Source organism: Chitinophaga sp. H8 (assembly GCF_040567655.1).
Lineage (GTDB): Bacteria > Bacteroidota > Bacteroidia > Chitinophagales > Chitinophagaceae > Chitinophaga > Chitinophaga defluvii.
The window spans coordinates 1,020,838-1,045,146 of record NZ_JBEXAC010000002.1; the positions used below are offsets into that span (position 1 = coordinate 1,020,838).

Annotated in this window: 24 protein-coding genes; 10 read left to right on the forward strand and 14 right to left on the reverse strand. The window is 46.1% G+C overall.

Annotated features, from left to right (window positions below; all coding sequences use genetic code 11):
- Positions 1-51: 51 nt before the first annotated feature.
- The 3 genes from ABR189_RS17985 to ABR189_RS17995 form a co-directional block, all read right to left on the reverse strand.
- Positions 52-2,493 (reverse strand): heavy metal translocating P-type ATPase, encoded by a 2,442-nt coding sequence (locus ABR189_RS17985; protein ID WP_354661850.1) that lies wholly within the window; start codon positions 2,491-2,493, stop codon positions 52-54.
- Positions 2,493-3,059 (reverse strand): hypothetical protein, encoded by a 567-nt coding sequence (locus ABR189_RS17990; RefSeq protein WP_354661851.1) that lies wholly within the window; start codon positions 3,057-3,059, stop codon positions 2,493-2,495. The genes ABR189_RS17985 and ABR189_RS17990 overlap by 1 nt, the downstream gene beginning before the upstream one ends.
- Positions 3,060-3,622: 563 nt before the next feature.
- Positions 3,623-4,333, reverse strand: coding sequence for a Crp/Fnr family transcriptional regulator (locus ABR189_RS17995; RefSeq protein WP_354661852.1), 711 nt, complete (start codon positions 4,331-4,333; stop codon positions 3,623-3,625).
- A 54-nt stretch (positions 4,334-4,387) separates the two neighbouring features.
- Between ABR189_RS17995 and ABR189_RS18000 the strand changes: the two genes are divergently transcribed.
- The 7 genes from ABR189_RS18000 (at position 4,388) to ABR189_RS18030 (ending at position 10,357) form a co-directional block, all read left to right on the forward strand.
- Positions 4,388-4,975 (forward strand): pseudouridine synthase, encoded by a 588-nt coding sequence (locus ABR189_RS18000; RefSeq protein ID WP_354661853.1) that lies wholly within the window; start codon positions 4,388-4,390, stop codon positions 4,973-4,975.
- Positions 4,976-5,224: 249 nt separating this feature from the next.
- A complete protein-coding gene (locus ABR189_RS18005; protein ID WP_354661854.1) occupies positions 5,225-6,100 on the forward strand; it encodes a YicC/YloC family endoribonuclease in 876 nt (291 codons plus the stop codon).
- A gap of 15 nt (positions 6,101-6,115) precedes the next feature.
- Positions 6,116-6,604 (forward strand): gliding motility lipoprotein GldH, encoded by a 489-nt coding sequence (locus ABR189_RS18010; protein WP_354661855.1) that lies wholly within the window; start codon positions 6,116-6,118, stop codon positions 6,602-6,604.
- Positions 6,604-7,620, forward strand: a complete 1,017-nt coding sequence (locus ABR189_RS18015) for a sensor histidine kinase (protein ID WP_354661856.1) — start codon at positions 6,604-6,606, stop codon at positions 7,618-7,620. The genes ABR189_RS18010 and ABR189_RS18015 overlap by 1 nt, the downstream gene beginning before the upstream one ends.
- A gap of 87 nt (positions 7,621-7,707) precedes the next feature.
- Positions 7,708-8,418: a response regulator transcription factor gene (locus tag ABR189_RS18020; RefSeq protein ID WP_354661857.1), complete on the forward strand. Its 711-nt coding sequence runs from the start codon at positions 7,708-7,710 to the stop codon at positions 8,416-8,418.
- Between the two features lie 379 nt (positions 8,419-8,797).
- Positions 8,798-9,511 carry a sensor histidine kinase gene (locus ABR189_RS18025; RefSeq protein ID WP_354661858.1) on the forward strand — a complete coding sequence of 238 codons (714 nt, stop codon included), beginning with the start codon at positions 8,798-8,800 and terminating at the stop codon, positions 9,509-9,511.
- 99 nt (positions 9,512-9,610) lie between these two features.
- The gene (locus tag ABR189_RS18030; protein ID WP_354661859.1) at positions 9,611-10,357 is read left to right on the forward strand and encodes a LytR/AlgR family response regulator transcription factor; all 747 of its coding nucleotides are present in this window, start codon (positions 9,611-9,613) and stop codon (positions 10,355-10,357) included.
- A gap of 42 nt (positions 10,358-10,399) precedes the next feature.
- Here ABR189_RS18030 and ABR189_RS18035 read toward each other — a convergent pair whose 3' ends face one another.
- The 4 genes from ABR189_RS18035 to ABR189_RS18050 form a co-directional block, all read right to left on the reverse strand.
- Entirely contained in the window at positions 10,400-11,170 is a 771-nt protein-coding gene (locus tag ABR189_RS18035; protein WP_354661860.1) for a tetratricopeptide repeat protein, read from the reverse strand.
- A 10-nt stretch (positions 11,171-11,180) separates the two neighbouring features.
- Entirely contained in the window at positions 11,181-13,124 is a 1,944-nt protein-coding gene (locus tag ABR189_RS18040) for a BatD family protein (protein WP_354661861.1), read from the reverse strand.
- A 115-nt stretch (positions 13,125-13,239) separates the two neighbouring features.
- The gene (locus ABR189_RS18045; protein ID WP_354661862.1) at positions 13,240-13,947 is read right to left on the reverse strand and encodes an SDR family oxidoreductase; all 708 of its coding nucleotides are present in this window, start codon (positions 13,945-13,947) and stop codon (positions 13,240-13,242) included.
- An 11-nt stretch (positions 13,948-13,958) separates the two neighbouring features.
- On the reverse strand, positions 13,959-14,171 hold the full coding sequence (locus ABR189_RS18050) for a hypothetical protein (protein WP_354661863.1): 213 nt from the start codon (positions 14,169-14,171) through the stop codon (positions 13,959-13,961).
- On the opposite strand from ABR189_RS18050, the gene ABR189_RS18055 reads away from it, so the two are divergent.
- Entirely contained in the window at positions 14,170-14,865 is a 696-nt protein-coding gene (locus tag ABR189_RS18055) for a YjjG family noncanonical pyrimidine nucleotidase (RefSeq protein ID WP_354661865.1), read from the forward strand. The genes ABR189_RS18050 and ABR189_RS18055 overlap by 2 nt on opposite strands.
- Positions 14,866-14,959: 94 nt before the next feature.
- Here ABR189_RS18055 and ABR189_RS18060 read toward each other — a convergent pair whose 3' ends face one another.
- The 5 genes from ABR189_RS18060 to ABR189_RS18080 form a co-directional block, all read right to left on the reverse strand.
- Complete coding sequence (locus tag ABR189_RS18060; RefSeq protein WP_354661866.1) at positions 14,960-15,193, reverse strand: hypothetical protein; 234 nt, start codon at positions 15,191-15,193, stop codon at positions 14,960-14,962.
- 68 nt (positions 15,194-15,261) lie between these two features.
- A complete protein-coding gene (locus ABR189_RS18065) occupies positions 15,262-15,915 on the reverse strand; it encodes a phosphatidylserine decarboxylase family protein (RefSeq protein WP_354661868.1) in 654 nt (217 codons plus the stop codon).
- Positions 15,916-16,066: 151 nt separating this feature from the next.
- A complete protein-coding gene (locus ABR189_RS18070; RefSeq protein ID WP_354661870.1) occupies positions 16,067-16,948 on the reverse strand; it encodes a phosphatidate cytidylyltransferase in 882 nt (293 codons plus the stop codon).
- Positions 16,949-17,028: 80 nt separating this feature from the next.
- Positions 17,029-17,277, reverse strand: a complete 249-nt coding sequence (locus ABR189_RS18075; RefSeq protein ID WP_354661871.1) for a putative signal transducing protein — start codon at positions 17,275-17,277, stop codon at positions 17,029-17,031.
- 113 nt (positions 17,278-17,390) lie between these two features.
- Entirely contained in the window at positions 17,391-18,305 is a 915-nt protein-coding gene (locus ABR189_RS18080) for a CPBP family intramembrane glutamic endopeptidase (protein ID WP_354661872.1), read from the reverse strand.
- Positions 18,306-18,547: 242 nt separating this feature from the next.
- On the opposite strand from ABR189_RS18080, the gene dusB reads away from it, so the two are divergent.
- Together dusB and ABR189_RS18090 are read left to right on the forward strand one after the other, a co-directional pair.
- Positions 18,548-19,615 carry a tRNA dihydrouridine synthase DusB gene (gene dusB / locus ABR189_RS18085; RefSeq protein WP_354661873.1) on the forward strand — a complete coding sequence of 356 codons (1,068 nt, stop codon included), beginning with the start codon at positions 18,548-18,550 and terminating at the stop codon, positions 19,613-19,615.
- Positions 19,616-19,650: 35 nt separating this feature from the next.
- Positions 19,651-20,220, forward strand: a complete 570-nt coding sequence (locus ABR189_RS18090; RefSeq protein ID WP_354661874.1) for an NUMOD4 domain-containing protein — start codon at positions 19,651-19,653, stop codon at positions 20,218-20,220.
- A 94-nt stretch (positions 20,221-20,314) separates the two neighbouring features.
- On the opposite strand, the gene ABR189_RS18095 is transcribed toward ABR189_RS18090, so the two are convergent.
- Both ABR189_RS18095 and ABR189_RS18100 read right to left on the reverse strand, forming a co-directional pair.
- Positions 20,315-23,653: a DEAD/DEAH box helicase gene (locus ABR189_RS18095; protein ID WP_354661875.1), complete on the reverse strand. Its 3,339-nt coding sequence runs from the start codon at positions 23,651-23,653 to the stop codon at positions 20,315-20,317.
- Positions 23,654-23,693: 40 nt separating this feature from the next.
- On the reverse strand, positions 23,694-24,230 hold the full coding sequence (locus ABR189_RS18100) for a thermonuclease family protein (protein ID WP_354661876.1): 537 nt from the start codon (positions 24,228-24,230) through the stop codon (positions 23,694-23,696).
- Positions 24,231-24,309: the final 79 nt, after the last annotated feature.

A 24,309-nucleotide genomic window follows, 5' to 3' on the forward strand; every position in this document is an offset into this window, starting at 1 on the left:
GTATCTCTATACAAAGGTACCGGTAAGTGTAAGGGGGCACTATGACATTGCTCAACCCGGAACATGATTTTTATCAGGTAATAACTGGCGGGATTTACTATAGAGTTTTTTACCCGCTCCTTCACTGAGCAAATAAGTAATCAGTACAATACTGATAGAGCTTGCAGGCATTAGAATAGCTGCCAGCAGCGGGGATAATAATCCCTGTACGGCAAAGAACAATCCGGTGATATTATACAGCAAAGACATCACAAAGCTGATCAGTATGATCCGTTTATTAGCCTGGCATAAGGAGATATAATGTTGCAGCAGTGGCAGCTGCCTTGCTTCCAGAATGCCGTCACTGGCCGGTGTAAAGTTGTTGCTGTCTTCCGTGAGGGAGATCCCGATATCGCTTTGTTTGAGGGCACCCGCATCATTAAGCCCATCTCCTATCATGAGCACTTTAGCCCCGTTAGTTTGCAGGGAGAGGATGTATTCCAGTTTATCCTGTGGCTGCTGTTCAAAGCGCAGGACAGCATTGGTACCCATTATTTTACGCAGGCTGGTGGCTTCATTGGCGTTATCCCCGGAAAGTACCGTCAGGGTGTACTGATCTTTCAACTGGTGTAATAACTGGCGGATACCGGTACGGTAACCACTGCGGATAGCAAAGTGTCCGGCCAGTTCTTCATCAATGGTCAGGAATACTTTGCTCCCATTTGCGACGAGGTTATCCCCGGCACCGGTAAATACGGCACTGCCTAAACGGAGGAACTTCCCATCTACCCATCCGCAGATACCTTTTCCGGGGAACTCTTTAAAATCCCCTACTGTATGTGGTGTGGGTTTTCCGCAATATTGCTGTACTGCTTTGCTCAGCGGGTGGGAAGAATGGGTAGCCAGGCTGGAAACCAGTGTTTCCAGGTAAGGTGTGAGGGGCAGTCCGTAGTAAGTAACTTCCGATCCGGTTTTGCTGGTGAGGGTACCGGTTTTATCGAATACAATGTGATCCACCGCGGCAAGATTTTCGATAGCCTGTGCATTACGCAGGTACAGGTGGTGACGGCTGAGGATGCGCAGGATATGACCATTGGTAAAGGACGCTGCCAGCAGTAGTGCGCAGGGGCAGGCAATGATTAATATAGCCGTAACGGATGGCCATATCTTAGCAGGATCATGGAAGTACCACCAGGTGGCCGTAATAGCTGCAATTGTCAATACCAGCCAGGTAAAATTGCGTCCCAGCAAATGAACAAAGGATACATGTTTTTCGCCTTCCTGTTTCAGCTCATCCCTGTTCCATAAGCTGGTCAGATAACTCTGGGCCACTTCCTTGATGGTGAGGATTTCTATATTTCCTTCCAGCTGGCGGCCACCGGCATAAATGATCTCCCCGATTTCTTTGGTGACGGGGAGGGATTCACCGGTTACGAAGCTATAGTCTATCAGGGCCTTTCCTTTTATAAGGATGCCGTCCGCCGGGATCAGTTCACTATTATGGATCAGTAAGGTATCATTTGTTTTGATGTCGGGAAGTGCGGTAGGCACTTCTTTACCTTCGCTGATCACGCTGATAGCTATAGGGAAATAGGACGTATAATCCCGGTCGAACGACAGTCCCTGATAAGTTTTGTCCTGCAATATGCGTCCTATCAGCATAAAGAATACGATACCCGTCATTGAGTCGAAATATCCGGCACCGGTACCCATCAGCACATCACTTACACTGCGTACAAAGGTGACTACAATGGCCAGTACAATAGGCACGTCGATATTGAGGAATTTATGTTTAAGCCCGCTCCAGGCTGATTTAAAAAACACCTGTGCACTAAAGAAAAATACCGGCAGTGACAGTACCAGGTTCATATACCGGAACATGCGGCTCATGGTTTCATCAATATGTCCTTTGCCGGAGAAATATTCCGGGAAGCTGAGCAACATAATGTTACCGAAACAGAATCCTGCTACCCCAAGCTGGTAGATGAGTTTACGTTTTACCGGTGGTTTTTTATGTTGCAGGTCCTGCAGGCTAATATAAGGTTCGTAGCCGATGGCGGTAAGCACTTCCACCACTTTGCGGAGGGACGTTTTATTTTGCAGGAAAATAATACGGGCCTCTTTGCGGGCAAAGTTTACGCTTACCCGTTGTACGCCCGGATCCAGGCGATGGAGATTTTCCAGCAGCCAGAGGCAGGAGCTGCAATGGATATGTGGCAGGTAGAAGGTAACATGGGTATGTGCTTCATCTCTGAACTGGATGAGTTGTTGTGTTATTTTTTCATCATCCAGGAAAGCAAATTTATCCTGGCGTACTTTGATACGCTGGTTAATACCGGGTTTATCATTCAGCTGGTAGTATTCGCAAAGGTCGTACTGATTTAAGATCTCAAATACTACTTTGCAGCCTTCGCAGCAGAATATTTTATCCTGTATGGCGATGTCCTGGCTGTCGCAATCTTCCCCGCAATGATAGCAGGTGGTATTTGTCCTGGTGGTTTCTTGTATGTCCATTAGTCAATACTTGCGTTATGATCGATATTTTCCTTGTTGCCCGGTTGTAAAACACAGGTGTTTCCGGATTTTAGTACAGCGGGGTAGAGTATATTTTGTTCCACGTAGATGTATTGCTGAATAAGTTGTTCCATCATACACATATCATTCACACAAATTTTATAGTAGTTGCTCCAGTGGCCCCGCAGTAAAAAGTTATTGGCCACTTGTCTTATTTTCTGCAATAGCAGGGATATTTTCTGAAATGATTGTTGCATGTTGTCAAAAGCACTTTGCTGGATATATCCACCTCCATCGTTATGAGGCTGGGTGTTTCTGATCATGGGAAAGAGGATGGTAGCTTCCTTGCGGATTACCTGGAGCAGCTCCCCTTGCATTTTATGAAAAAGCAGTTGCTGAAGATCCGCCGCAGCCGGCGCGGTGGGATCATCCTGTCTTTCCAGCTCAAAATAGCTCATGATCTGGCTGGCAGCCATTTCCATCGGGACATGAAACTTTTGTGAGATGACATCACATAGCTGTGCGGGTGTTAGTTCATAAAAATTTATCGTAGAATAAGTATACATGCCGCTTTGGATTTCATGAGGAAAAATGTATTGCACCACCTTTTTTGAACAAGCAGTATTCACGGTTACAAAAATACCCAGGAGTATGAGGGGGGAGAATGATATGTATCACGCAGGAACATGATTTTTATCATAACTAGTTGCGAGCTAAATGGGGGGAGAAGAGCTTCGAGCCACGAGCTGTGAGCTACGAGCTAATGCAGCGGATGAAAAGAGCCGTTAGCCATTAGCTTTTAGCAGTTAGCTGAATGCAGCGGATGATTTGATAGGAAGAGCTCTAAATGATCATGCAATATGGGTTAATATAGTATCACAGTCCGGTTTTTACCATACCCTGTTTTATAGCCTTTTATACTCTCTTCATGCTCTATCTATGCTTTAACCATGCTTCAACTATGCTTCAACTATACTTCAAGGTAGGCTTGACCTCGCTTTGACTCCTTCTGTTTGCTCCTGAAAAAACTTTACATGCTAATTTTTAGATACTAAAATGACTTTAGACTAACAGCGTTATCCGCTGCATTCAGCTAACTGCTAATAGCTAAAAGCTAACAGCTATTTCTTCAGTCTTGCAGATTAGCGGTTTTAATGATTTCGGGGAGGTCGAGGAGGCGGATTTTCTTGCCATCCAGTTCGATCATGTTATCCTTTTTAAATTCGGATAGCAGGCGGATAGCGGATTCAGTGGCAGTCCCTACCAGGTTGGCGATTTCTTCGCGGGAGAGGCGTACGTTGAGTGTAGAGCCATCAGCTTCGAGGCCATAGGTTTCTTTAATGAAAAGCAGTGTTTCTGCCAGGCGTTCCCGGACCGGTTTTTGGGCCAGGTGGGTAATTTTGAGTTCGGCTTTACGTAATTCACTGGAAAGGATACGCATCATTTCAAAAGACAGGCCGGCATCTTTTTGTAAGATGCTCATAAACAAGTCTTTCGGAATGAAGCAGATAGAAGAATCTTCCAGTGCCACCGCTGTGGCGGTGTACCTTTCGGCGCTCAGCAGGGCTTTATACCCCATGATATCACCGGCTTTTACCAGGCGAACGATTTGTTCACGGCCATCATCCCCGCTGTGGGAGAGCTTTATTTTACCTGAATTAATACAGTACACCCCAAAAGGATGTGCCCCTTCATGGAAGATGACCTGTCCTTTTTTATAAACAGAGCATACTTTGGCCGCGTCAATCTGTTCCAGATTGTCGTTCTCAGCTTTGCAGAAGATGGAGGAAAACCTGTCTTTACATTGCTGGCATCCGATGTTATGAAGTGGTGTACTCATGATAATGATGCAAAAGTACTAATTTAACCGCCTTAAACCAAAGTAAAAGGGGCGGTGGCATTAAAATATTATGTAATTTATAAACCATATGAAGTACTGACAAGGTTTAGCCGTGAAGGGGATAAAGCGGTGCTGGCCGACTATTTTAAGGTGCCACCAGATGTTTATCCTGTAGGCCGGCTGGACTATGACAGTGAAGGGCTGTTGATCCTGACAAATGACAAATCCTTTAATCACCGTCTGTTATCCCCGCAATTTGCGCATGAAAGGGAATATTGGGTACAGGTAGATGGCGCGGTAACCGATCAGGCCATCCAGCAGCTGCAGCAAGGTGTGGAAATAACCGTAGATGGTAAAAAGCACAAAACCCGGCGCTGTGTGGCAGCAATCTTCCCCGAAGACCCCCTTTTGCCACCACGTACCCCTCCTATCCGGTTCAGAAAAAGTATTCCTGCCCCGTGGATACGGCTGATACTCCGGGAAGGCAAAAACCGTCAGGTGCGGAAAATGACCGCTGCAGTTGGATTTCCTACATTAAGACTGGTACGCTACCGCATCGGCAAAATCACGATAGATGGCCTTCAACCCGGCGATATGAGAGAGATGACACAGGCGGAGATATATGGGAAGGTGTTTGAATGAGGAGCTTTTAGCTGTTGGCTATTAGCTTTTAGCTGAAATGCAGCGGAGAAGAGCAGTGAGTAATAAGTATACATGTTTAAAGCGCTTAAGGCTTTGCGTGGTAAATAGTATTGCAGCTCACTGTTCGTAGCGTTTGCCCGTTAGCTCACGGCTTTTTTAATAGCTAACAGCTAATGGCTAACTGCTAATAGCTTTCTTCTTTGTGCTTTGCGCTAATTTAGGTAGGTTTGTTGCTAACAAAATTCATTTATGCTGAAATCAATGACCGGCTTCGGAAGGGCTGAAAGCACAAGAGGGGAAACAAGTATAGTGGCGGAGGTAAAATCGCTGAATGGTAAGCAGTTTGAAGTGAACCTTAAGTTTTCTCCACTGCTGAAACCTTACGAGTTTGAGATCCGGAGTTTGTTGCAACAGGTATTGCAGCGGGGTACATTGGATGCAACCGTGAATATCCGCCAGAATGGGGCTACCCGTCCGGTGGTGATCAATACGGAGCTGGCTAAATATTATCATCAGTCCATCACCCAGCTGGCAACCGAGTTGGGGTTACCACAGGAAGATATGCTGAATGTGCTGATGAAATTGCCTGAGGTAGTAACCCCTGCGACGGAGCAGATGTCGGCAGAGGAATGGCAGGAAGTGGAAAAGGTGATTAAGTCTGCCGTAATGGCGCTGGATGCTCATCGCCAGGATGAGGGCCGTGTATTGGAAGCTGATTTACTGCTGCGCATAGACAATATCGAGTCTTATTGTGTAAAGGTGCGTGAACTGGACCCTCTGCGTAAGGACAGGATCCGTCAGCGTCTGGAAGCATTGCTGGCAGAGCATATTGGTAAAGAAAACGTAGATGAGAACCGTCTGGAGCAGGAATTGATATTTTATCTGGAGAAACTGGATATCTCTGAAGAACTGATCCGTTTGGAAAACCACTGCCGTTATTTTAAAGAGATCCTGAAAGAAGCAGATACCGCCAAAGGCAAGAAACTGGGATTTGTATTGCAGGAAATAGGCAGAGAAATAAATACTACCGGCTCCAAAGCCAATGATGCGGGTATCCAGCAATGGGTAGTACTGATGAAAGATGAACTGGAGAAAGCCAAGGAACAAGTTTTAAACGTTTTATAGCAAGGATATTACCGCATGAACAAAATATACCTGACCATAGCAGCACTTTTTGTGATAGCTGCTATGGCATGCCAGCCCCCTAAAATGGATGCCTACGAGAAGAACCTGGAGATACCGGGGCATGAATGGGCATACAGTCATACCCCCTCTTTTGAAGTAACCCTGAAACCGGAAGATACCGCTTATCTCTACAACATATATGTAAACGTAAGGCATACCGACGCCTATGCTTTCAGCAATATATGGGTATTGGTAAGTACACAGTTTCCGGGTGACAGCGCCATACAACAGCGGGTAGAGCTGCCTTTGGCAGATGTATCCGGCAAATGGCTGGGTAGCGGCATAGACGATATTTATGAGCACCGGATACCGATACAGCAAAAAGCTATTTTAAACAAAGCCGGTACCTACCGGTTTTCTTTTCAACAAAACATGCGGCAAAATCCACTTCCTGATGTATTGAATGTTGGTTTGCGGATTGAGAAAGCCGGACAGCGGCCATAATGAGAAAGCTATTTCATAAGATGCAGGAAGGGAAGAGCGTTTCTTTCATTTACTTTTTAGTATTAGCTTATACTATTCTGGCATTGGTATGGTGGGGTATTTTGTTGTTCCGGCAAAGTGAGCATATTGCCAACTTTGAAAAGCAGAACCTTTCCCTCCGGGTAGACAGCCTGGCACAACCTATTGAGCATCAACTGGAAATGCAACGTATTGAAAAAGAAGCGCAGTTCCGCTCTTTTATGTATTTTGGAGAAGGGAGTATATTTCTGCTGGTTATTTTGCTGGGGGCCCTGTTTGTGTACCGTGCAGTATGGAAGCATATGAAGTTGACCCGGCAGCAGCAGAACTTTATGATGGCCGTAACGCATGAGCTGAAATCGCCGATTGCAGCGGCAAAGCTGAACCTGGAAACCATCCGCAAGCACCGGCTGGATGAAACCAAACAATTGCGGCTCATTGACAATACCATTCGTGAAACCAACCGGCTGGACCAGATGTGTAATAACATCCTACTGGCAGCGCAACTGGAAACACACCGTTACCGCTTGTTTAAAGAACAGGTGGATTTGTCGGCCTTACTGGAAGTATGGGTAAAGGAATTGCAGGACCGTATCACCACTCATACGGTGAAAGCGATTATCCTGCCCCATGTATGGTTTACCTGTGATAAGTTCATGCTGCAAATGGTGCTGAGTAATCTGGTAGAGAATGCGGTTAAATATGCACCCAAGGAAACCGTTATTACAGTAAAACTGTATGAGAAAGACCATCAGTTGAAATTACAGGTAGCAGATGAAGGCCCGGGGGTACCACAGGAAGAGCGGGCCAAGATATTCCTGAAGTTTTACCGTATCGGCAATGAAAACACCCGGAAAGCCAAAGGATCAGGATTAGGCCTGTTTCTGACGCAAAAGATTGTAGAGCAGCACGGCGGCGCGATTGTTGTTAAGGAAAATATACCCGCAGGTGCCTGCTTTGAAATAACCTGGCCTGAATATTCAATACAAACTGCGTAAATTAGCTTACAATTCTTCATTCCGCGGACGATAGACCGATAGTCCGGGAATGGGTGTAAAGTAAGCATCACTAGCAAATAACATAACATGAAGGAAGCGACCAAGGCATCAATATTGCTGGCGGAGGATGAGGAGAACCTTCAGGAGGCGCTGAAGCTGAACCTGGAGCTGGAAGGCTATGAGGTAACCGCAGTAGACAATGGCACCGCTGCTTTAAAAGCGGTGAAAAATGAATATTTTGATCTTATCATACTCGATATTATGTTGCCCGAAATGGATGGTATCGCCGTGTGCGAAAACATCCGGATCCAGAATAACGAGGTGCCTATCCTGTTTTTAAGTGCCAAGAATAGCAGTGCCGACCGGGTACTGGGGCTTAAAAAGGGGGGTGATGATTATATGACCAAACCGTTTAACCTGGAAGAACTGTTACTCCGGGTGGAAAAGCTGATCGTAAAGAATAAGAAGATCCAGGATAAAGACAGCGTACCTAATGTGTACCGCTTTGGCGAAAATATGATTGATTTTGCCGCGCAGGAATGTGTGGGTAAAGACGGGAAACATTATGAGCTGAGCAAGAAAGAAGCCATGCTGCTTAAGCTGCTGATAGAAAACAAGGGAGAGGTGGTAACCCGTGAAAAGATCCTGCAGGTAGTATGGGGGTATAATGTGTACCCTACTACCCGTACTATTGATAATTTCATACTCAACTTCCGTAAGTACTTTGAGGAAGACAGCCGCAACTCCCGTTATTTTCACTCTGTAAGAGGGGTAGGCTATAAGTTTACAGAAGTATAGCAATAGCGCAAAATATACAGCAGGGCTGACCATTACTTTGGTCAGCCCTGCTGCTTTTGTACAGGCTATACCGGGCTTTCCGTTTTACGGTGTAGCGGAGCAGATATGACGTGTCTTTGTTACCACTTTTGCGGATGAACTACCGATTACCCCCCATTTCAATCCGATTGCTCATCAAATACTACCTTGTAATAATTGGTACTTTCTTTTAATGTTCCTTTGACCGATATTTATAAGGGTGTCTAACAAACAACGGAGACGTTCCTATTTGCAAACCTTATCAGTGTTACAACTATATAACAATACCCTTTCAGCAACGCATTGGCCATATTGGCTGTTTTTTTTGTTAAGCATTCTTATTATTTGTATCCTGTTTGTTATGCGGGAACGGAAGATCAAGGCAGCAACGGCGAAAGAAATGACCATGCACCACACGTTGGTAAACCTGGAGCTACATGCTTTCCAGGCGCAGATGGACCCTCATTTTATTTTCAATAGCCTGAACGCCATTCACCATTACATCCTTACTACCAGCACTGATATGGCTTCTTTGTACCTCACAAGGTTTTCAAAGCTGATGCGATTAATGATTGGTAATTTCAACAAGGAGTGGGTGAATCTGCAGGACGACCTGGAAGCATTGGAGTTGTATATCCAGCTGGAGCAGCTGCGTTTTGACCAGCAATTTGCTTATCATGTAAGGCTGATGCCGGAGATCATGCATCAATTTACGCTGGTACCACCCCTGATTATCCAGCCCTTTGTACAATATGCCATCTGGCACCGTATTTTACAGCGGCCTCAAAAAAACGGGGGCCGTCTTTATATCATCATAGGCAAGCAGGAGGACCGGTTGTACATACAGGTGGAAGACAATGGCGTGGATGCTGTGGAAGCGGCAGAAAGCGGGGAGCAATCCCAGACCGCCGGTGTAGATATTGCTGCAGAAAGGCTGTATATGATGAGTGAAAAGTACCATATGGAAGCTTCGATTGATACCCAGCAGGTATTTGATGACCAACAGCAATGCTGCGGTAACAGGATCACCATCAGCATGCAGCACTTTGCCACCCGGCAATCCCTGGCAGTCTAGGTATTTAACGGATAATTGCGTAATTTATAGGCCAATACTTGTTAGCACGTACTATCTTAAAAAGCATTTGCCTTTATTGGAAAAACTGATCACACAATTATGCAGGCCATTATAGTGGATGATGAAAAGCATTGCCGCGATCTATTGCAGCTATTACTGGAAAAACACTGTCCGGAAGTAACCTTGCTGGCCGTATGCAGCAATGGGGAGGCTGCCCTGGAAGCTATTGAAAAGCACCAGCCGCAGCTTTTATTCCTGGATGTGGAAATGCCCGGTATGGACGGGTTCCAAATGCTGGAAGCCTGCGTTAAACCCGCTTTTGAAGTTATTTTTACCACCGCCTATAATCAATATGCCATCCCTGCCATCCGCCACAGTGCTTTAGACTATCTGCTGAAGCCAATTGATGTGCAGGAACTGATCGCTGCCGTAAAAAAGGCGGCATCGCAGATCAATGGTCATTCCCAGGAGAAAATAGATACCCTTTTAGCCTTCCTGCATACCCACCTGCAGCAAGGCGAGCGCCTGGCCATGCCTACCACCGACGGATTACGTATGATGCCTATCAAGGATATCCTGTACTGTGAATCAGAAGCCGCTTATACCCGTTTTTACCTACAGGGGGAAGAAAAGCCCATACAGATATACCGTTCTATGAAAGAGGTGGAGGAAATGTTGAGCGACAAAGGTTTTTTCCGGGTGCATAACAGCTACCTAGTAAACCTGTTTTACATGGATAAATACATCAAAGGAGATGGGGGTGAAATCATTATGAGCGACGGACACAGCGTACCGGTATCGCGCCAACGTAAGCAGGACTTTTTGATGAGGATAGAGAGGATGTAGAGATTAGAGCTAAAGGCTAATAGCTAACAGCTAACAGCTCTTTTAAAGTGCTTTAATATTATTACACGGTACCCATCCGGTTTTACCATCTGCCAGCTGGATCTTACAATATTCTTTGGTGGTATTGGCTATCTGCACTTTCATACCTTCCTGCACTTCAAAAGCATCTTTACTGTTATCGTCCGGCGCAGCCTTGGCTTTAATGCCACTGTTCATAATAATACCGGTGTGGTGATTATTATCGATAATGTAGGTGCTGATGGCCATGGTGAGATAAAATGCAAAAAATACTCCGGCAGCAGTTGTGGCCCAGCGAAACCATTTGTTTTTACCCTGGGGCCATACCCGGAATGCAATAATGCCTGCCATCAGTAGCCAGAAGAACACGATAGTACCAATGGCCCATCCGTTGGTAGAATGGAAATGTTCCAGTTGTATCCACCACCGTTGGAAAAACACCATAGGAAGTTCCTGCAGGTATCCTACTACTTTTTGATTGGCCAAAGCCAGGTTGTGTTCAATAGAAGCGTTGCCGGGGGCAAATTGCAAGGCCTTTTCATAGCTGAATACGGCCATGCCTGTACGGTTGGTTTTGTAATAGGCATTGCCCGCATTAAAATAGAGAGAGGGCTGTTTATATCCTGCATCAATCAGGCGTTGGTACGCCGCCGCCGCATCGCTGAATTTATTTTGTGCGTAGAGGTTATTGGCTTGCTCAAATTGTTGCTGCGGCCCTGGCTGTTGTGCCTGCAGGCCTGTATGGATAGCCAGGAAAATAAGCAGTATGCCCGTAAATGACCTTAATAACCGCATATATCTTCATCTATTTTTTAAGTGCATCTTCCAGCCCGGTAATAATATTTACCGCCTGCTGGTAGGTACCCTGCATTTTATTATTGTTATGAGCAGGCGCATACAGTGCCATTTCACAATTATCAATCAATTCAAACAGCTGGGTGGATGCTGCTTCGGGCACTTGTTTTGCCGTCAGCTTTTCCTGTATCAGTTGTTTGCTCAGGTCTGCAAAAGGGATTTTGAACTTATGGCTCAGGTATCCCCATACCGCCCTGGAAGTTTCTTCATAGAAGGCTTTGTCTTTTCCTTCTTTCAGGTACCGGGCAGCCAGTTCCAGCCGTTTCAATGCCACCTTGTTTGCATAACGGTGTTTGAGTAATGCCGCATTATTGTTTTTATAATTCTTTCTGCGGTTATAGAGCAATACGCCCAGCAATACCAGTAATGGCAGCAGTAATAATGCCAGGAACAGCGGACTTACCAGGAAATAGGCATGTTCTTTTGTCCAGTTCAGTACGCTTCTGTCAATGGGTACCAGCTCATTTCTGCCGGCGCTGAAATCTTCCTTATCTTTTTTGCGCAGTTTGCCCTGTGTCACATTGATATGGAAGGCTTCGGACCGCAGGGTTTTATAGCTGTTGGCCACAGGATCGAAGTAAGAGAATTCTACCGCCGGAATTGTTTGTTCGCCCGCTTCCAGTGGCATAAGCACGAACTCATACTGTCGGCTGCCGGAAAGGGGGTTACTGTTTTTTTCAATATTGTCTGATACTTTAGGATCATATTTTTCAAAAACAGGGGGTACTTCTATTTTTGGCGCGTTCAGGAGGTTTACATTTCCTTGTCCGCTGATAGTTACTTTCAGGGTCAGTGCATCATCCGTAGTAAGTTTGGTTTTGTCTATCGTAGCCGTCATGCTAAACTTACCCACCGCCCCGGTAAAGCTGGCCGGGCGGGTGTCTACCGGCAATGGTTTCACCGTTACTTTAACAGGAGCACTCTGTATTTTATAAGGCACATCTTCATAAGATACTTCGGGCCGGTTAAAGAAGTCGTCAAAGAAAGGATCCCGGAAACCAGGGTCGTTAAAGAAGTCCTGGAACGGATCGTTGGCGCGTTTACGTTTACCATCACCGAGCACTTTTACCAGGCGCACCTGGTTGTCTACCTCTACGGGATCCAGTTCCAACGTGCCGGACTGGAGGGGGAAAAGTAATGTTTTGCGGATGGTAAACACTTTAAACAGTGCACCATTGATTCTTTCCTCGGTAGCCTGCGGAGGGTTGGGCAGTTCTATATCTTTAGCAGAAAAGCCTTTGAAAGCAGGTACTTTGGTCACGCTGGAGTTAGTAGGCAGGCGGGTATACAGTTTGTACGTAGCCGTAATCTGTTCCCCTTCATACACATTGGTTTTATCTACCTCTACTTTCAGGAATATGTTTTTGCGGAGTTTTTCGTTTACGTTTTCGCCATTTCTGAGTACACCTTCCGGCAGGTCATCCCCTGCCCCACCGGGCTGTGATCTTTGCGGAGGAGCAGATGGCTGTGCCGTTTGGGGTTGATTGGCAGTAGCCCCCTTGGTTACCTCCATGGTTACAGGATTGGAGCGCACAATATTGCCATTTACCCTTGCAGAAGCACCTGCAATGGTAAAATTACCCACATGTTTGGGCTGCAACACATAGATCAGGGCAATGTATTCTGAACGGCGTCCGTTAAAAATGGATTGTCCCTGCATTTGCGAAGGACCCTGTAATACCTCGAAATCTTTAAAACTAGGAGGTTGAAAGCTGGAAACGTTGGGCGCATTTTCCAGCATAAACTGAATCTGGAAGGGCTCATCCAGGGCAACAGTTGTACTGTTGACGTTGGTAGAGAAGCGAAACTCCTGCGCAGTAGCGCAAGCCACTATGCCCAAACAAAAACACAGGGAAAAAAACCACTTCCTTATACTTATTAGTCTGACCATCATAATGCTGCACAAATTTACCAAAGGCTGTCCCGAAGCAGCTGAATATGCCGTTAAAAGTTAGTTAAAAAAATTATCAGATATGAATAGGGAATCATTTACTGGTAAAGGATTTGCTTTATTCCATATCCCCAAGCATGGGCCTTAACAGGATTTCTTCCACAACGGTTTGTGAAGCCAGCGTATAGGCAGCCCAAACTACGTTCGCCACATCTTCTGGAGGCATCATTCTGTTGGGAGGTGCTTCAAAGCCTTCCCATGAAGCGGTGAGTGTAGGTCCGGGACTCACGGCTGTCACTTTAATGTTGTGTGGTTTCAGTTCTTCCCGCAGGTTCTTGGAAAAGCCCAACAGCGCATATTTGGTGATGCTGTAAGCCCCTCCGTTGGGATAGGCCTTATGGCTGGCAGTAGAACACATATTGAAAATATGACCTTGTTTTTGCTGCATCATCATTGGCAATAACTGGCGGGTAAGGTGATAGGCGCTATACACATTTACAGCCATCATACTTTCCAGCAGTCCGTCCTCCTCCTGGTGCAGAGCGCCGGGAACGAAAATGCCTGCATTATTAACGAGCATCTCTATCGTGGGGAAAGCGGTTTTAACCTGGGACGCAAAAGACAATACCTGTTCCTTTACCCCCATATCTGCCTGTATAGCCAGTACCGTTACAGCAGGATTTTGCTGTTGGATAGCTATCCTGGCAGTTTCCAGGGCCGCCGCATTTCTGGCACAAATAGCCACGTTCCATCCCTCTCTGGCCAGTTTTTCTGCAATAGCCTTGCCTATGCCTTTACTGGCGCCTGTTACAACTGCATTCATCATTCATTCAATTGTTAAAGAGGCGGTAAAATAGGGAAAATACTCCACAGTTGACGACCTCCTGCTGGTTTGATAACAGTACTTCCCGGCTGGCAACTGTTTAAGATCCAGTATAACAGCTGGCGCGTTGCTACGGGATGTATGTTTACGTTGTCCGGGAGCCCTCCCATTACTGACAGTATGCTGGCAATACGTCCGGGAACATTTTTGTACCTTTGCATCGTCATGAAATACAAACATATTTTCTTTGACCTGGACCACACACTTTGGGATTTTGAAACAAATTCACAACATACCATCCGGGAACTATACGACAGTCATGCTTTAGAGAGCAGAGGTATTCCTTCATATGAAGCTTTTCTGAAATCTTATGAAGTGCATAATGAACGTTTGTGGGATCGCTACCGTAAGGGGTTTATTAATCGTAATGACCTGCGGTACAAGCGTTTTTCGCTTACTTTCCTGGACTTTAAGCTGGCAGATGAAAAGCTGAGCAAAGCGTTCAGTGAACAATTCCTGGAGTTACTGCCTACCAAAACAGCCTTATTCCCGTATACCGTTGAGGTGTTGGATTACCTGTCTGGCAAAGGATATCCTATGCACCTGATTACCAATGGATTTGAGGCTACCCAACTACTGAAAATGAAACATGCGGGGATAGGACATTACTTTACCCATGTGATTACTTCTGAAACGGCAGGCAGCCTGAAACCATACCGGGAGATTTTTGATTATGCGATGGTAAAAGCCGGTACCAATGCCCAGGAAAGTGTAATGATCGGTGATGCACTGGAGCTGGATATTGTAGGTGCACAGACCGTAGGGATGGACCAGGTGTATTTTAATCCACAGGTACCCGCATTGGACATTACACCTACCTATACCATCAAGTGTTTAAGTGAATTGAAAACAATCTTGTAACTGACAGCGGTAGCAGCAACCTGCTGCCCGGCTGATATTTCCATAAAAAAAGGCGCTTTCGGAGAGGCGCCTTTTTTTATGGAAATATGTTTGATTATCTGGTAGCTGGTTTAGCCGGCTCTTTTTTAACTGCTGGTTTGGCAGCAGCCATTCTTAATGCCGCCGTTTTACTAGGTTGCTGGCAACAGGATTTTCCTTTAGGGGTATCTCCTTTTACACAGTTGACAGGTGCTTTAGCAGATTTAGTGTCTTTCTTTTTAGGTTCCTGCGCAAAGGTGGTTCCTGCGATCAGGAGCAAAACGGCTGCTGTTGTTAGTCCTTTCATCATCAGTAATGGTTTTATTAAGTATAAAATATCCGTACAGCTAAAGTTAATAAATTGTACCTGACGCGCGGTTATATTTTTGCAATCACACTCATACCGCCTTTCACTACTTCATTAAGTTGCACAGATACAGGCGTACCGATCGGGAGGTATAAGTCTACCCGGGAGCCGAATTTGATAAAGCCCATTTCCTCATTTTGTTTTACCTGCATGCCTGGCTTCAGATAGTTCACAATTCTGCGTGCCAGTGCACCAGCGATCTGCCGTACCAGGATATCTGTTTTGCCGTTGCCTATTACTACGGTATAGCGCTCATTTTCTGTAGAAGACTTGGGGTGCCAGGCTACCAGGTATTTGCCTGCGTGATATTGGGATACCTTTACTTCCCCGCTGATCGGATTACGGTTTACATGCACATTGGCCGGGCTCATAAAAATAGATACCTGTAAACGTTTATCCTTGAAATATTCCGGTTCAAAAGTTTCTTCGATTACCACAACTTTACCATCGCAGGGCGATATTACCAGTGATTCATCATATTTCATGTTACGTGCAGGAACACGGAAAAAGGATACGATGAACAGGAAGAAAGCCAGGGAAATGAGCTGAAGCGCGGGGGTAACTACCGGAATATAACCCACCAGGAAGCTGATTGCCCCATTAATTAAAGCCAGTACGATAAAAACCAGTGCTATTGTAGCAAATCCTTCGCGATGGATTTTCATGTTGTGTTGTTTATTGATTTAGTTTGTTAGCGAATGCAAGTTAGTAAGAAATTACGTTTTTAAGCTATAGGACATTTATCATTTGCCCATGGCGGATTTACAGCCTTGGAAAGGTGGTAAGGAGGCCGGTGTACTGCTGTCCGGTACCCTCTTAAAGCATAAAAAACTGTACATAGATCCAGGCAAAAGGCGCAGCCAGCAGCAGGGAGTCGAAACGGTCCAGAAAGCCACCATGCCCTGGCATGATGCGTCCGGAATCCTTAACCCCTGCCATGCGTTTAAGCTTGGATTCCAGGAGATCGCCGGCGGTACCAAAGAAGGCAGCAATACCGGCCAATGCCAGCCAATGCTGGAGGGCCAGGAGGTGTTGCCCCCAGTAATGGCCATATACACCAGCAGCAGCAATAGCGAGGATCATGCCGCCAACAGAGCCTTCTGTAGTCTTTTTAGGAGAAATAGCCGGAAAAAAGGGGGTACGGCCTATCAGCGAACCTACAATGTAGGCCATGGTATCATTGATCCAGATAAAGGCAATGAGTAATAAAGGGATCAGCCATCCAGGTCCGGTGCCGATATTAATTGCTGTAAAATGGATGGCAGCATCATTGAGGCGGATATGCACCAGCAGGGCCAATGGCAGCGTAACGTATACCAGGCCCAGGGCAGAATAACCTATGTTTTTAAGGGAAAACCCGGGACTGAGCAGTATTTCACCTATAGGCAGCACCAGCATGAAGATGACTGCAATACACCAGCCCAGATAGCCCAGGGAAAACCCACCGAAAGCAAAATGCTGGCCGGTAAAAGCCATGAACAAGGCACAGCTGCCTATCAGGATACCATACTTATGCCAGGAAGTAATACCGGCATAATCAGGATCAATCAGGCGCATGAGTTTAAAAAACTCCTGGAGGGCAAAGAAGCTGACCAGGAAAAACAATAGAAAGAAGGTAAAAGGACTCCATAGGATACCGCCCAGCATGATAGCTACAAAAACCAGTGCCGAGGCGGTGCGGGTAAAAAAAGTCTTCATTATGCTTAGCAGATCAGTTTATAGTTAGGTTTGCCAAACGCAAAAGTGTGTAAAATTACCCGTAGGAGCAAATGTACCTGTTATGCGTTCCCTGTTTCGTTGGGGTCTCCGGTAGGTAAATTGTTATGATCCTTTACCAGGGTAACAGCCATTGTTTCCTCGGACGGATGCACATATATTTCTGCCTGGCCAGGCAATGCCTGCGCCCATGGTGAGGATTGTTTGTTCACCAAAACAGGGTTCAAGCCATTGTCTATCAGCATTCCCTTTACAATTTCCGCTTCGTAGGAACGGTCACTGGAGAACACCTTTACCCAATCTTTTTCCATCTTACAATAAATTTAAGGATGATCAATAGCAATACGCTTTTCCCGGAGCAGTGCGTGGTGCAAAAACTTATGACCTGTTTTACTGCATCCGCAATCAAATTACAACATTTGCGCTAATCTTCCTCGGTATCAGTTGCTTCCACCTGGGGAACCGGGGTTTTCTTATATAGTGCCCACAGCAGTCCTGTAGTGATCAGGAAACTGGCTACTGCCAGATACCAGGCAATATGTTCTTCTTTGGAGGGGTCTGTTTTTACATAGCCTGCCTGAAAAAGGAACATGGCCATTACCTGCATGCCATTATTGAAGAAATGGGCGATGATACTCAACCAGAGGTTGCCACTGATCTGGTAAATGGCACCCAGGAGGAAGCCCAGGAGAATCCGGGGCATAAATCCCAGCATATCGCCATGGATAGCGCTGAAGATAATAGCAGTAAATATGACCCCCAGCCATTTCATCCGCATCATGTCTATCATAACAGGTTGCAGCACCCCTCTGAAAAACAGTTCTTCCCCGATAGCCGGGATCAGGGCAATCAGCAGGAGGTTAATGAACAGGTCTGAAATATGGGGCATACGGAGCATCACCCCCGTAATTTTTTCCAGTTGGGCCTGGGCATCCCGGATACTCTGGGGAAGGGGCCAGGATTGGTTCCATTCTGCCAGTGTGCCTACCATTGCGAGGGAGCAAAACATAATCAAAATGGATAATATTATGAGTATGGGAGCAGGCGCTTTATGCATTCCAACGCCCGCCAGTGGCCTGGATTGCCATAAGTAAGCAAAAATGGCGGAGGGGGCTAAATAAACTGTTAAAGTGTATAAAAATTGTGTTAATTTCAGATAGCCGATAACTTTAGGGTCTTTCTGGTTGGCGGTATTATACAATTCCAGGGCAGTATAACCACTGAAAGCCGGGAATACGGTATTTAAGAACAGGATATACAATAACATAAAGCCGATAAAGAAACCAACAAAGGTTACGAACTGCAATAAGGGCGGATACTGCTTAAGATAGCCGATCATAAATATTACTGTATTATTTTTGTGTAAATTTACATCGCGAAACTGAGTTGACAGCCGGCAAATTTATCGAAGTTTAGCTGGGACAGACAGAACAGCTTGATTTATTCTTATCCGGATAAGGCGGATATACGGAAATTGTAGAACTGCACTGAAGCTTAATACAGTGGATCATAGGGCATGTAGCTATATTGGACAGTAACGGACAAACTACCAGGCTGCCATGCGATGGGCAAATTAAAAATATGGCGAAGATCGGAAATATAGACCTGGGGAACTTCCCCTTGTTATTGGCTCCTATGGAGGACGTAAGTGACCCGCCTTTTCGTGCGGTATGCAAGGAGAATGGTGCGGACCTGATGTATACGGAGTTTATCTCTTCGGAGGGTCTTATACGTGATGCAATTAAAAGCCGGCAGAAGCTGGACATTTTTGATTACGAGCGCCCGGTAGGGATACAGATATTCGGAGGGGATGAGGAGCCTTTGGCGATGGCTGCCCAAATAGTGGAAGCCACCAACCCCGACCTGCTGGATATCAACTTTGGGTGCCCGGTAAAAAAGGTAGCCTGTAAAGGTGCCGGGGCAGGTATATTAAAAGATGTACCTAAGATGGTAAAGCTTACGGCAGCGGTAGTAAAAGCCACCAGGTTGCCGGTAACGGTTAAAACCCGGCTGGGTTGGGATGATCACTCCAGGAATATTGAGGAAGTAGCAGAACGGTTGCAGGATGTTGGTATACAGGCGCTTACCATTCACGGTCGTACCCGTACGCAGATGTATAAAGGGCATGCCGACTGGACATTGATAGGTAAGGTGAAGAACAACCCCCGTATTCACATTCCCATATTCGGAAACGGGGATATCTGTACGCCGGAGCAGGCAGTGGCAGCGCGGAACAAGTATGGCGTAGATGGTGTTATGATAGGACGGGCAGCAATAAGATACCCGTGGATCTTTAACGAGATCAAGCATTTTATACAAACGGGTGAACATTTACCACCTCCAACTGTTTTGGAAAGAGTACGGGTTTGTAAGCAACATTTACAACATGCCATAGCCTGGAAGGGAGCGGTAGTAGGGATCCTTGAAATGAGGCGTCATTACACCAACTACCTGAAAGGCATGCCACACATTAAGGATTTCAGACAACAACTGGTAACCTGCAAGGAACAAAGCGCAATAGAAGAGGTATTGGATACGATCGTATTACAGTATAAAGATCATATATTTGAAAGGACTTCCCTCCAAATGGCAGCACACGATTATTTGCCGGCAGATAATGAAATGACAGGTTGTAACGTTTACGTATAAACCCCAAAAACAAAAAATAAATAAATTGCTTTCACATGGCCACGATTAAAAATCTTAGAAATGAAGTCTGGAAAGACTTGCAGATTAAAAACAAATCTGCCCTGCGTAAAAAATATGCTGTGTCTAATATGGGGAGAGTGATCAGTTATTATGAGGAGACAGCAGACGGTAAGTTATTATCAGGCTCTACCGTAGAAGGGTACACCGTGCTGAATGTAAAGCCGGCTGATAGTTACCAGTCACTATATCTGCACCGTGAGGTTGCCAAGTTATTCAATAAAAAGCCGGGTCGTGCGCACAAATTTGTGATTCATCTCGACTACGATAAAAAGAACAATAAGGCCACCAACCTTCGCTGGGCTACTAAAACAGAGATGGAAGAGCACCAGCAACATAGTCCGGCCAAACTGGCTTACAAGGAAAAGCAGCGTAACCGTGTAAAGGGGCTGAAGCTGAATATTACCAAAGTAAAAAGCATTAAACGCCTGTTGCTGAAACCTGGTAAGAAAACCATGAAGCAGATAGCGGAGCAGTTTGATATCAGTGAAATGCAGTTATACCGTATTAAGAGCGGGGAAAACTGGAGCCACGTTACACTGGATTAGTACCTGGGTTTCCTGGATCTGAAACAAATACCCTATCAGTAGTGGAAGGCCAGCGTTACTTAGCGCTGGAGTAACGCCCTGCTATCCGGGATAATTATATCTGATGTTCCTGACCAACGGCCATACCACCAAGTATGGCCTTAGTTATTTTACGCATGCCAGCTAATACGCTGGTGTAATGTTTGCTGGATTTCAGTACCGGTTCGTACCCCATCAGGATCACCTGCTCTTTGGCGCGGGATAAGGTGACCAGCAGTTTACGGTCTACTTCAATATTGGCAGCTTGCCAGTTAAAATGCCCTACACACTCCAGGGTGCTCAGCTGTGCCGGATGGTAAATGGCCAGCGATACAATGATTATGTCGTTTTCCGATCCCTGGAAGCGTTCTACCGTATCGATATTTACCTGTTGCAGTACCGGGTCATCCCCTATCAGTTCCCGGATAAGGCTGATTTGTGTGCGCCAGGGCGTTACTACACCCACCAGGGATGGTGTAAACCGGTGCCCGTATTTATCTTTCAGAAAGTGTAACAGCGATACTACCCACTGCGCCTCTGTGCGGTTCATTTTAGAAGTAGCCTCTCTGGGGCTGGGAATAAAGAGTTTTCTTCCCTGGGAGAGGATGCCCTCCCACCCTGCTTCGTCAGATCCGGTTGTTAATTTGTTCAGAAAAGGAAGCTGTTGCTGGGAGGTGCCCGAAGCCAATTGTCCTGCGTAAAAGTGATTCACCAATGCTGCAATCTCATCATGCATACGGAAATGGGTACTTAGCATACCCCAGGCATGGTGCCAGCCATTGGCTTTACAGCGAAGCATCAGGCGTTCGAAGATGGAGCAGCGGAGATCCGTAATACCCAGTTCCTGTAAAGGAGCAGCCTTTACCTGGCAAAAGTGTTCCTGCTGTGCCACTACCGGGGGCAGCTGGTTTTGGTCGCCAATCAGCACAAATTTTTTAAAGGGCACCAGCATGCCCAACAGCTGCGGTTCTGTAAGCTGGGAGGCTTCATCTACGATCAGGGTATGCAGGTGTACTCCCAGCATAGCCAGGAGCTGGAGCCTTACCGCCATGGTAGCAACAGTAGCCACAAATACACGTTGCTGTGAAATGAATTGCCGGGCCTGTGCGATCTCGCCGTTCAGGCAGTATTGGCGCAGTTTTACTTCTGATGCAGCACGGCGGCTACCCATGCGTAAATGGGTAATGCCTTTATCTTCCAGTTTTTTACAGATTTCATCTACTGCGCGATTGGTAAAAGCTACGATTACCACCTGGGTATGCTGCTGCACGATTGCAGCAACCAGTGCAGTAAGTAAGGACGATGTTTTGCCAGTACCTGGAGGGCCCTGGATGAGGTAATAGTCCTGTGCTTCCAGCGCTGCCCGGAGGATATTTTCCTGGTTGGGCGTGTACATGGCTGGAGCTGGCTGCCTGAGCGGAGCAGCAACCGGCGCCCGTTGCCCCAGCAGCAGTTCCATGCGGGTAGCATTCAGCGGGTCGAGCATATGGAATAAGGCAGTAGTGGAAGCCCAGTAGTTGGATTCATAAATGTCATGCTCAACGACCCATTCTTCATACTGGGTAAAAAAGTCGTGGGTGATTTGCCGGTTGTTAAGCGAAAAAACAAGCCGGTCCTTTTTGAGATCATCTATCCGGCCTTTCAGCAGCTGGTGTTGCAGTGGAGCCAAACCATCAGCAGAACGGGGATAAATGATAGCGGTATCGCCTATGCGGAAATTATGATTGATGGGGTGAGAGATAGTACAAACTACCGTACTGGTTTCGGTATCAAATTCATCAAACCGCAACCCATTAATGATATTAAAATGTGCCTGTTTTTCATTTTCCTGTTGTAACCATAGCGCTGCAAAGCCATTGGCATCATCTTCCCGGTTTACTTCGGCATACATGCCGCATTTAGCCAGTAAAAGTTCCCGCAATACAAAGGAAAGGTAGTGTTGATAATATTCCCTGAATACGGGATTAGCTGTTTGATATACCTGCTGGAACCAGGTAAAGTTCCTGGCGCTGAAGGAGGGCAGCCCCTCTGCTGCCTGGCCGGTAATGGTATCCAGTATGGTATAATCTTCTGCTGCCAGGCGTAGTAGTTGGGATACTACTTCATTACGAAGTGTGAGCAGGTTATTTTCCCCTAAGCTGGTAGAGGTAACATTGCGCAAAGGCGTATTAGCAGCTACAGAATAAAGAATGGCAGAGCTGCCGGTGCGCTCAGGCCCGAAGGCAGATTTAAGCAGCAGGTTATAGCCTATTACCTGCATTTCGTGATTCTTCCAGGTATTAAAATCCGGAGCACGTCCGCTTTTTAGTTCAAAGATTTCTTTCCTGTTAGGGTCATGCTGATCTTCTGCCAGGATATCCAGCCTTCCCTGGAGGCCGTAGCGGGAAGAAAAGAAGGTAGGTTCTATCCTAACCGGGCGGTTCTCCAATTCGGCACTGGCCTTTTGCAGGTTAGCCCAATGGCGGGTGCGGATTTCATGAAACATTTCGTTCAGCTTTTCCCTGCCACAAGCCGCCGCCTGTAATACATTTTCAGAAACAGCCTCTACAAAGGACGTTTTAAAGTCCATTTCCCGGTTCCTTAATACAGCATCCAGCAGGGCATTCACCAGATTTCCTTTAAAGGCCGCTTCATTATACTGCTGGGGTACTAATTTCTTAACGAGGTAAAGGAGCGGATTTACCCCCCGATGGCCAAAGCACTCTGCCAGGTCGCTGATATCTATCAGTAGGTCAGGTTCCAGTATTATCTGGCTTTCCGGCACCGTGGTATAGTGCTGCTCTTCTCCAGTTTTACGGCAGTGCAGGATATGAATGGTATCATATGGCCGTAGCTGCGGATGCAAGGCTATTAAATGAGGCTGAGAGGTTTCCGTTAATTGCAAATGAAACGTGCCCAGTTCTTCATTTTTGCATTGGATCATAAAATGATGTTTGCCATTGACATCTGATTCCAGCGGCCCTGTGTTCATTACCAGGCATTTCAGCACAGGTACTAATTCCGGATGATGAAAAACTGGCCGGGTGAGCTGCTTATTCATTACCGCAGTATAAAGCGTAGCCAACGCATCAGGTACCTGCAGGGCATAAAAATGATGTACGGCCAGGGAAAGTGTTTTTATGCATAAGAGGTATTGTTCTGTTGTCAGGATTATTTCACGATTAGCAGCCTTGGAGGTAAGGATGCGCAACACAGACAGCTGCTCCCTGATTTCGGTGGCTACCTGGTACTTATCAAAATAAAACTGCATGCGGGCAAACAGGTTGCCAAACCCGCGCAGTTCACCAGCAGTGAGTGCCCGGAACAGGTTTTCAAGAATCAATTGTATACTGCGTATAGCAGTTAAAGGGTCACTTGCCTGATGTGCTTCCTGAATGCGCATGAAAAATGCGTCTCCGATATGGGTTTTGCTCATGGTGGTGCAACTTTTAAATGGCTGGTATCCGGGTTAACTATTATTGGATGAATTTACGGGTTAATTTTTTAGCAGGCTTATTCCTTTTTGCTTTGCGGTATTCCCAGGGTGCTATGGGAGCAGGATGTGCCCACAGGCCGCGCTTATGTATACGGGCTTTTTGTTCTGCCGCAGCCAGGGCAGGGTTAACATATTGTTTATAGTGCCAGGCATGGCCCTGTTCTACCATCCATAGGTTGATGTTCTTGCCGGAGTCGTCATAGAGCTCCCCTACCCAGCGTTGGTATTGGTCCTTATTGAGCAGTATTACTGTAACCGTTTTATTAAAGCATTGGCGGCCCAATGCATCTTTACTCACCTTATAGAAATCCTGTCCTCTTTCCGGTGCATCAATAGCACTCATACGTATACGGTAGGATACTTTCCGGGCAGTCAGTAATTCAAAGGTGTCCCCATCAATGACCTTTACTACTTTACCTTTCACTTTTACAGGATCTTTATGAAGACACCAGGCGTTGACATGGATAAGTAATAGCAGAATAATTAAAAATGAGCTGTTGTGAAGCGCCTGTCTCATACACAAAAGTTGTTTTTGTATTGGTTATTTTTCCTATCTGTCTGACATGGGGGTGCAATTTACGCAGAAGTATCTACAG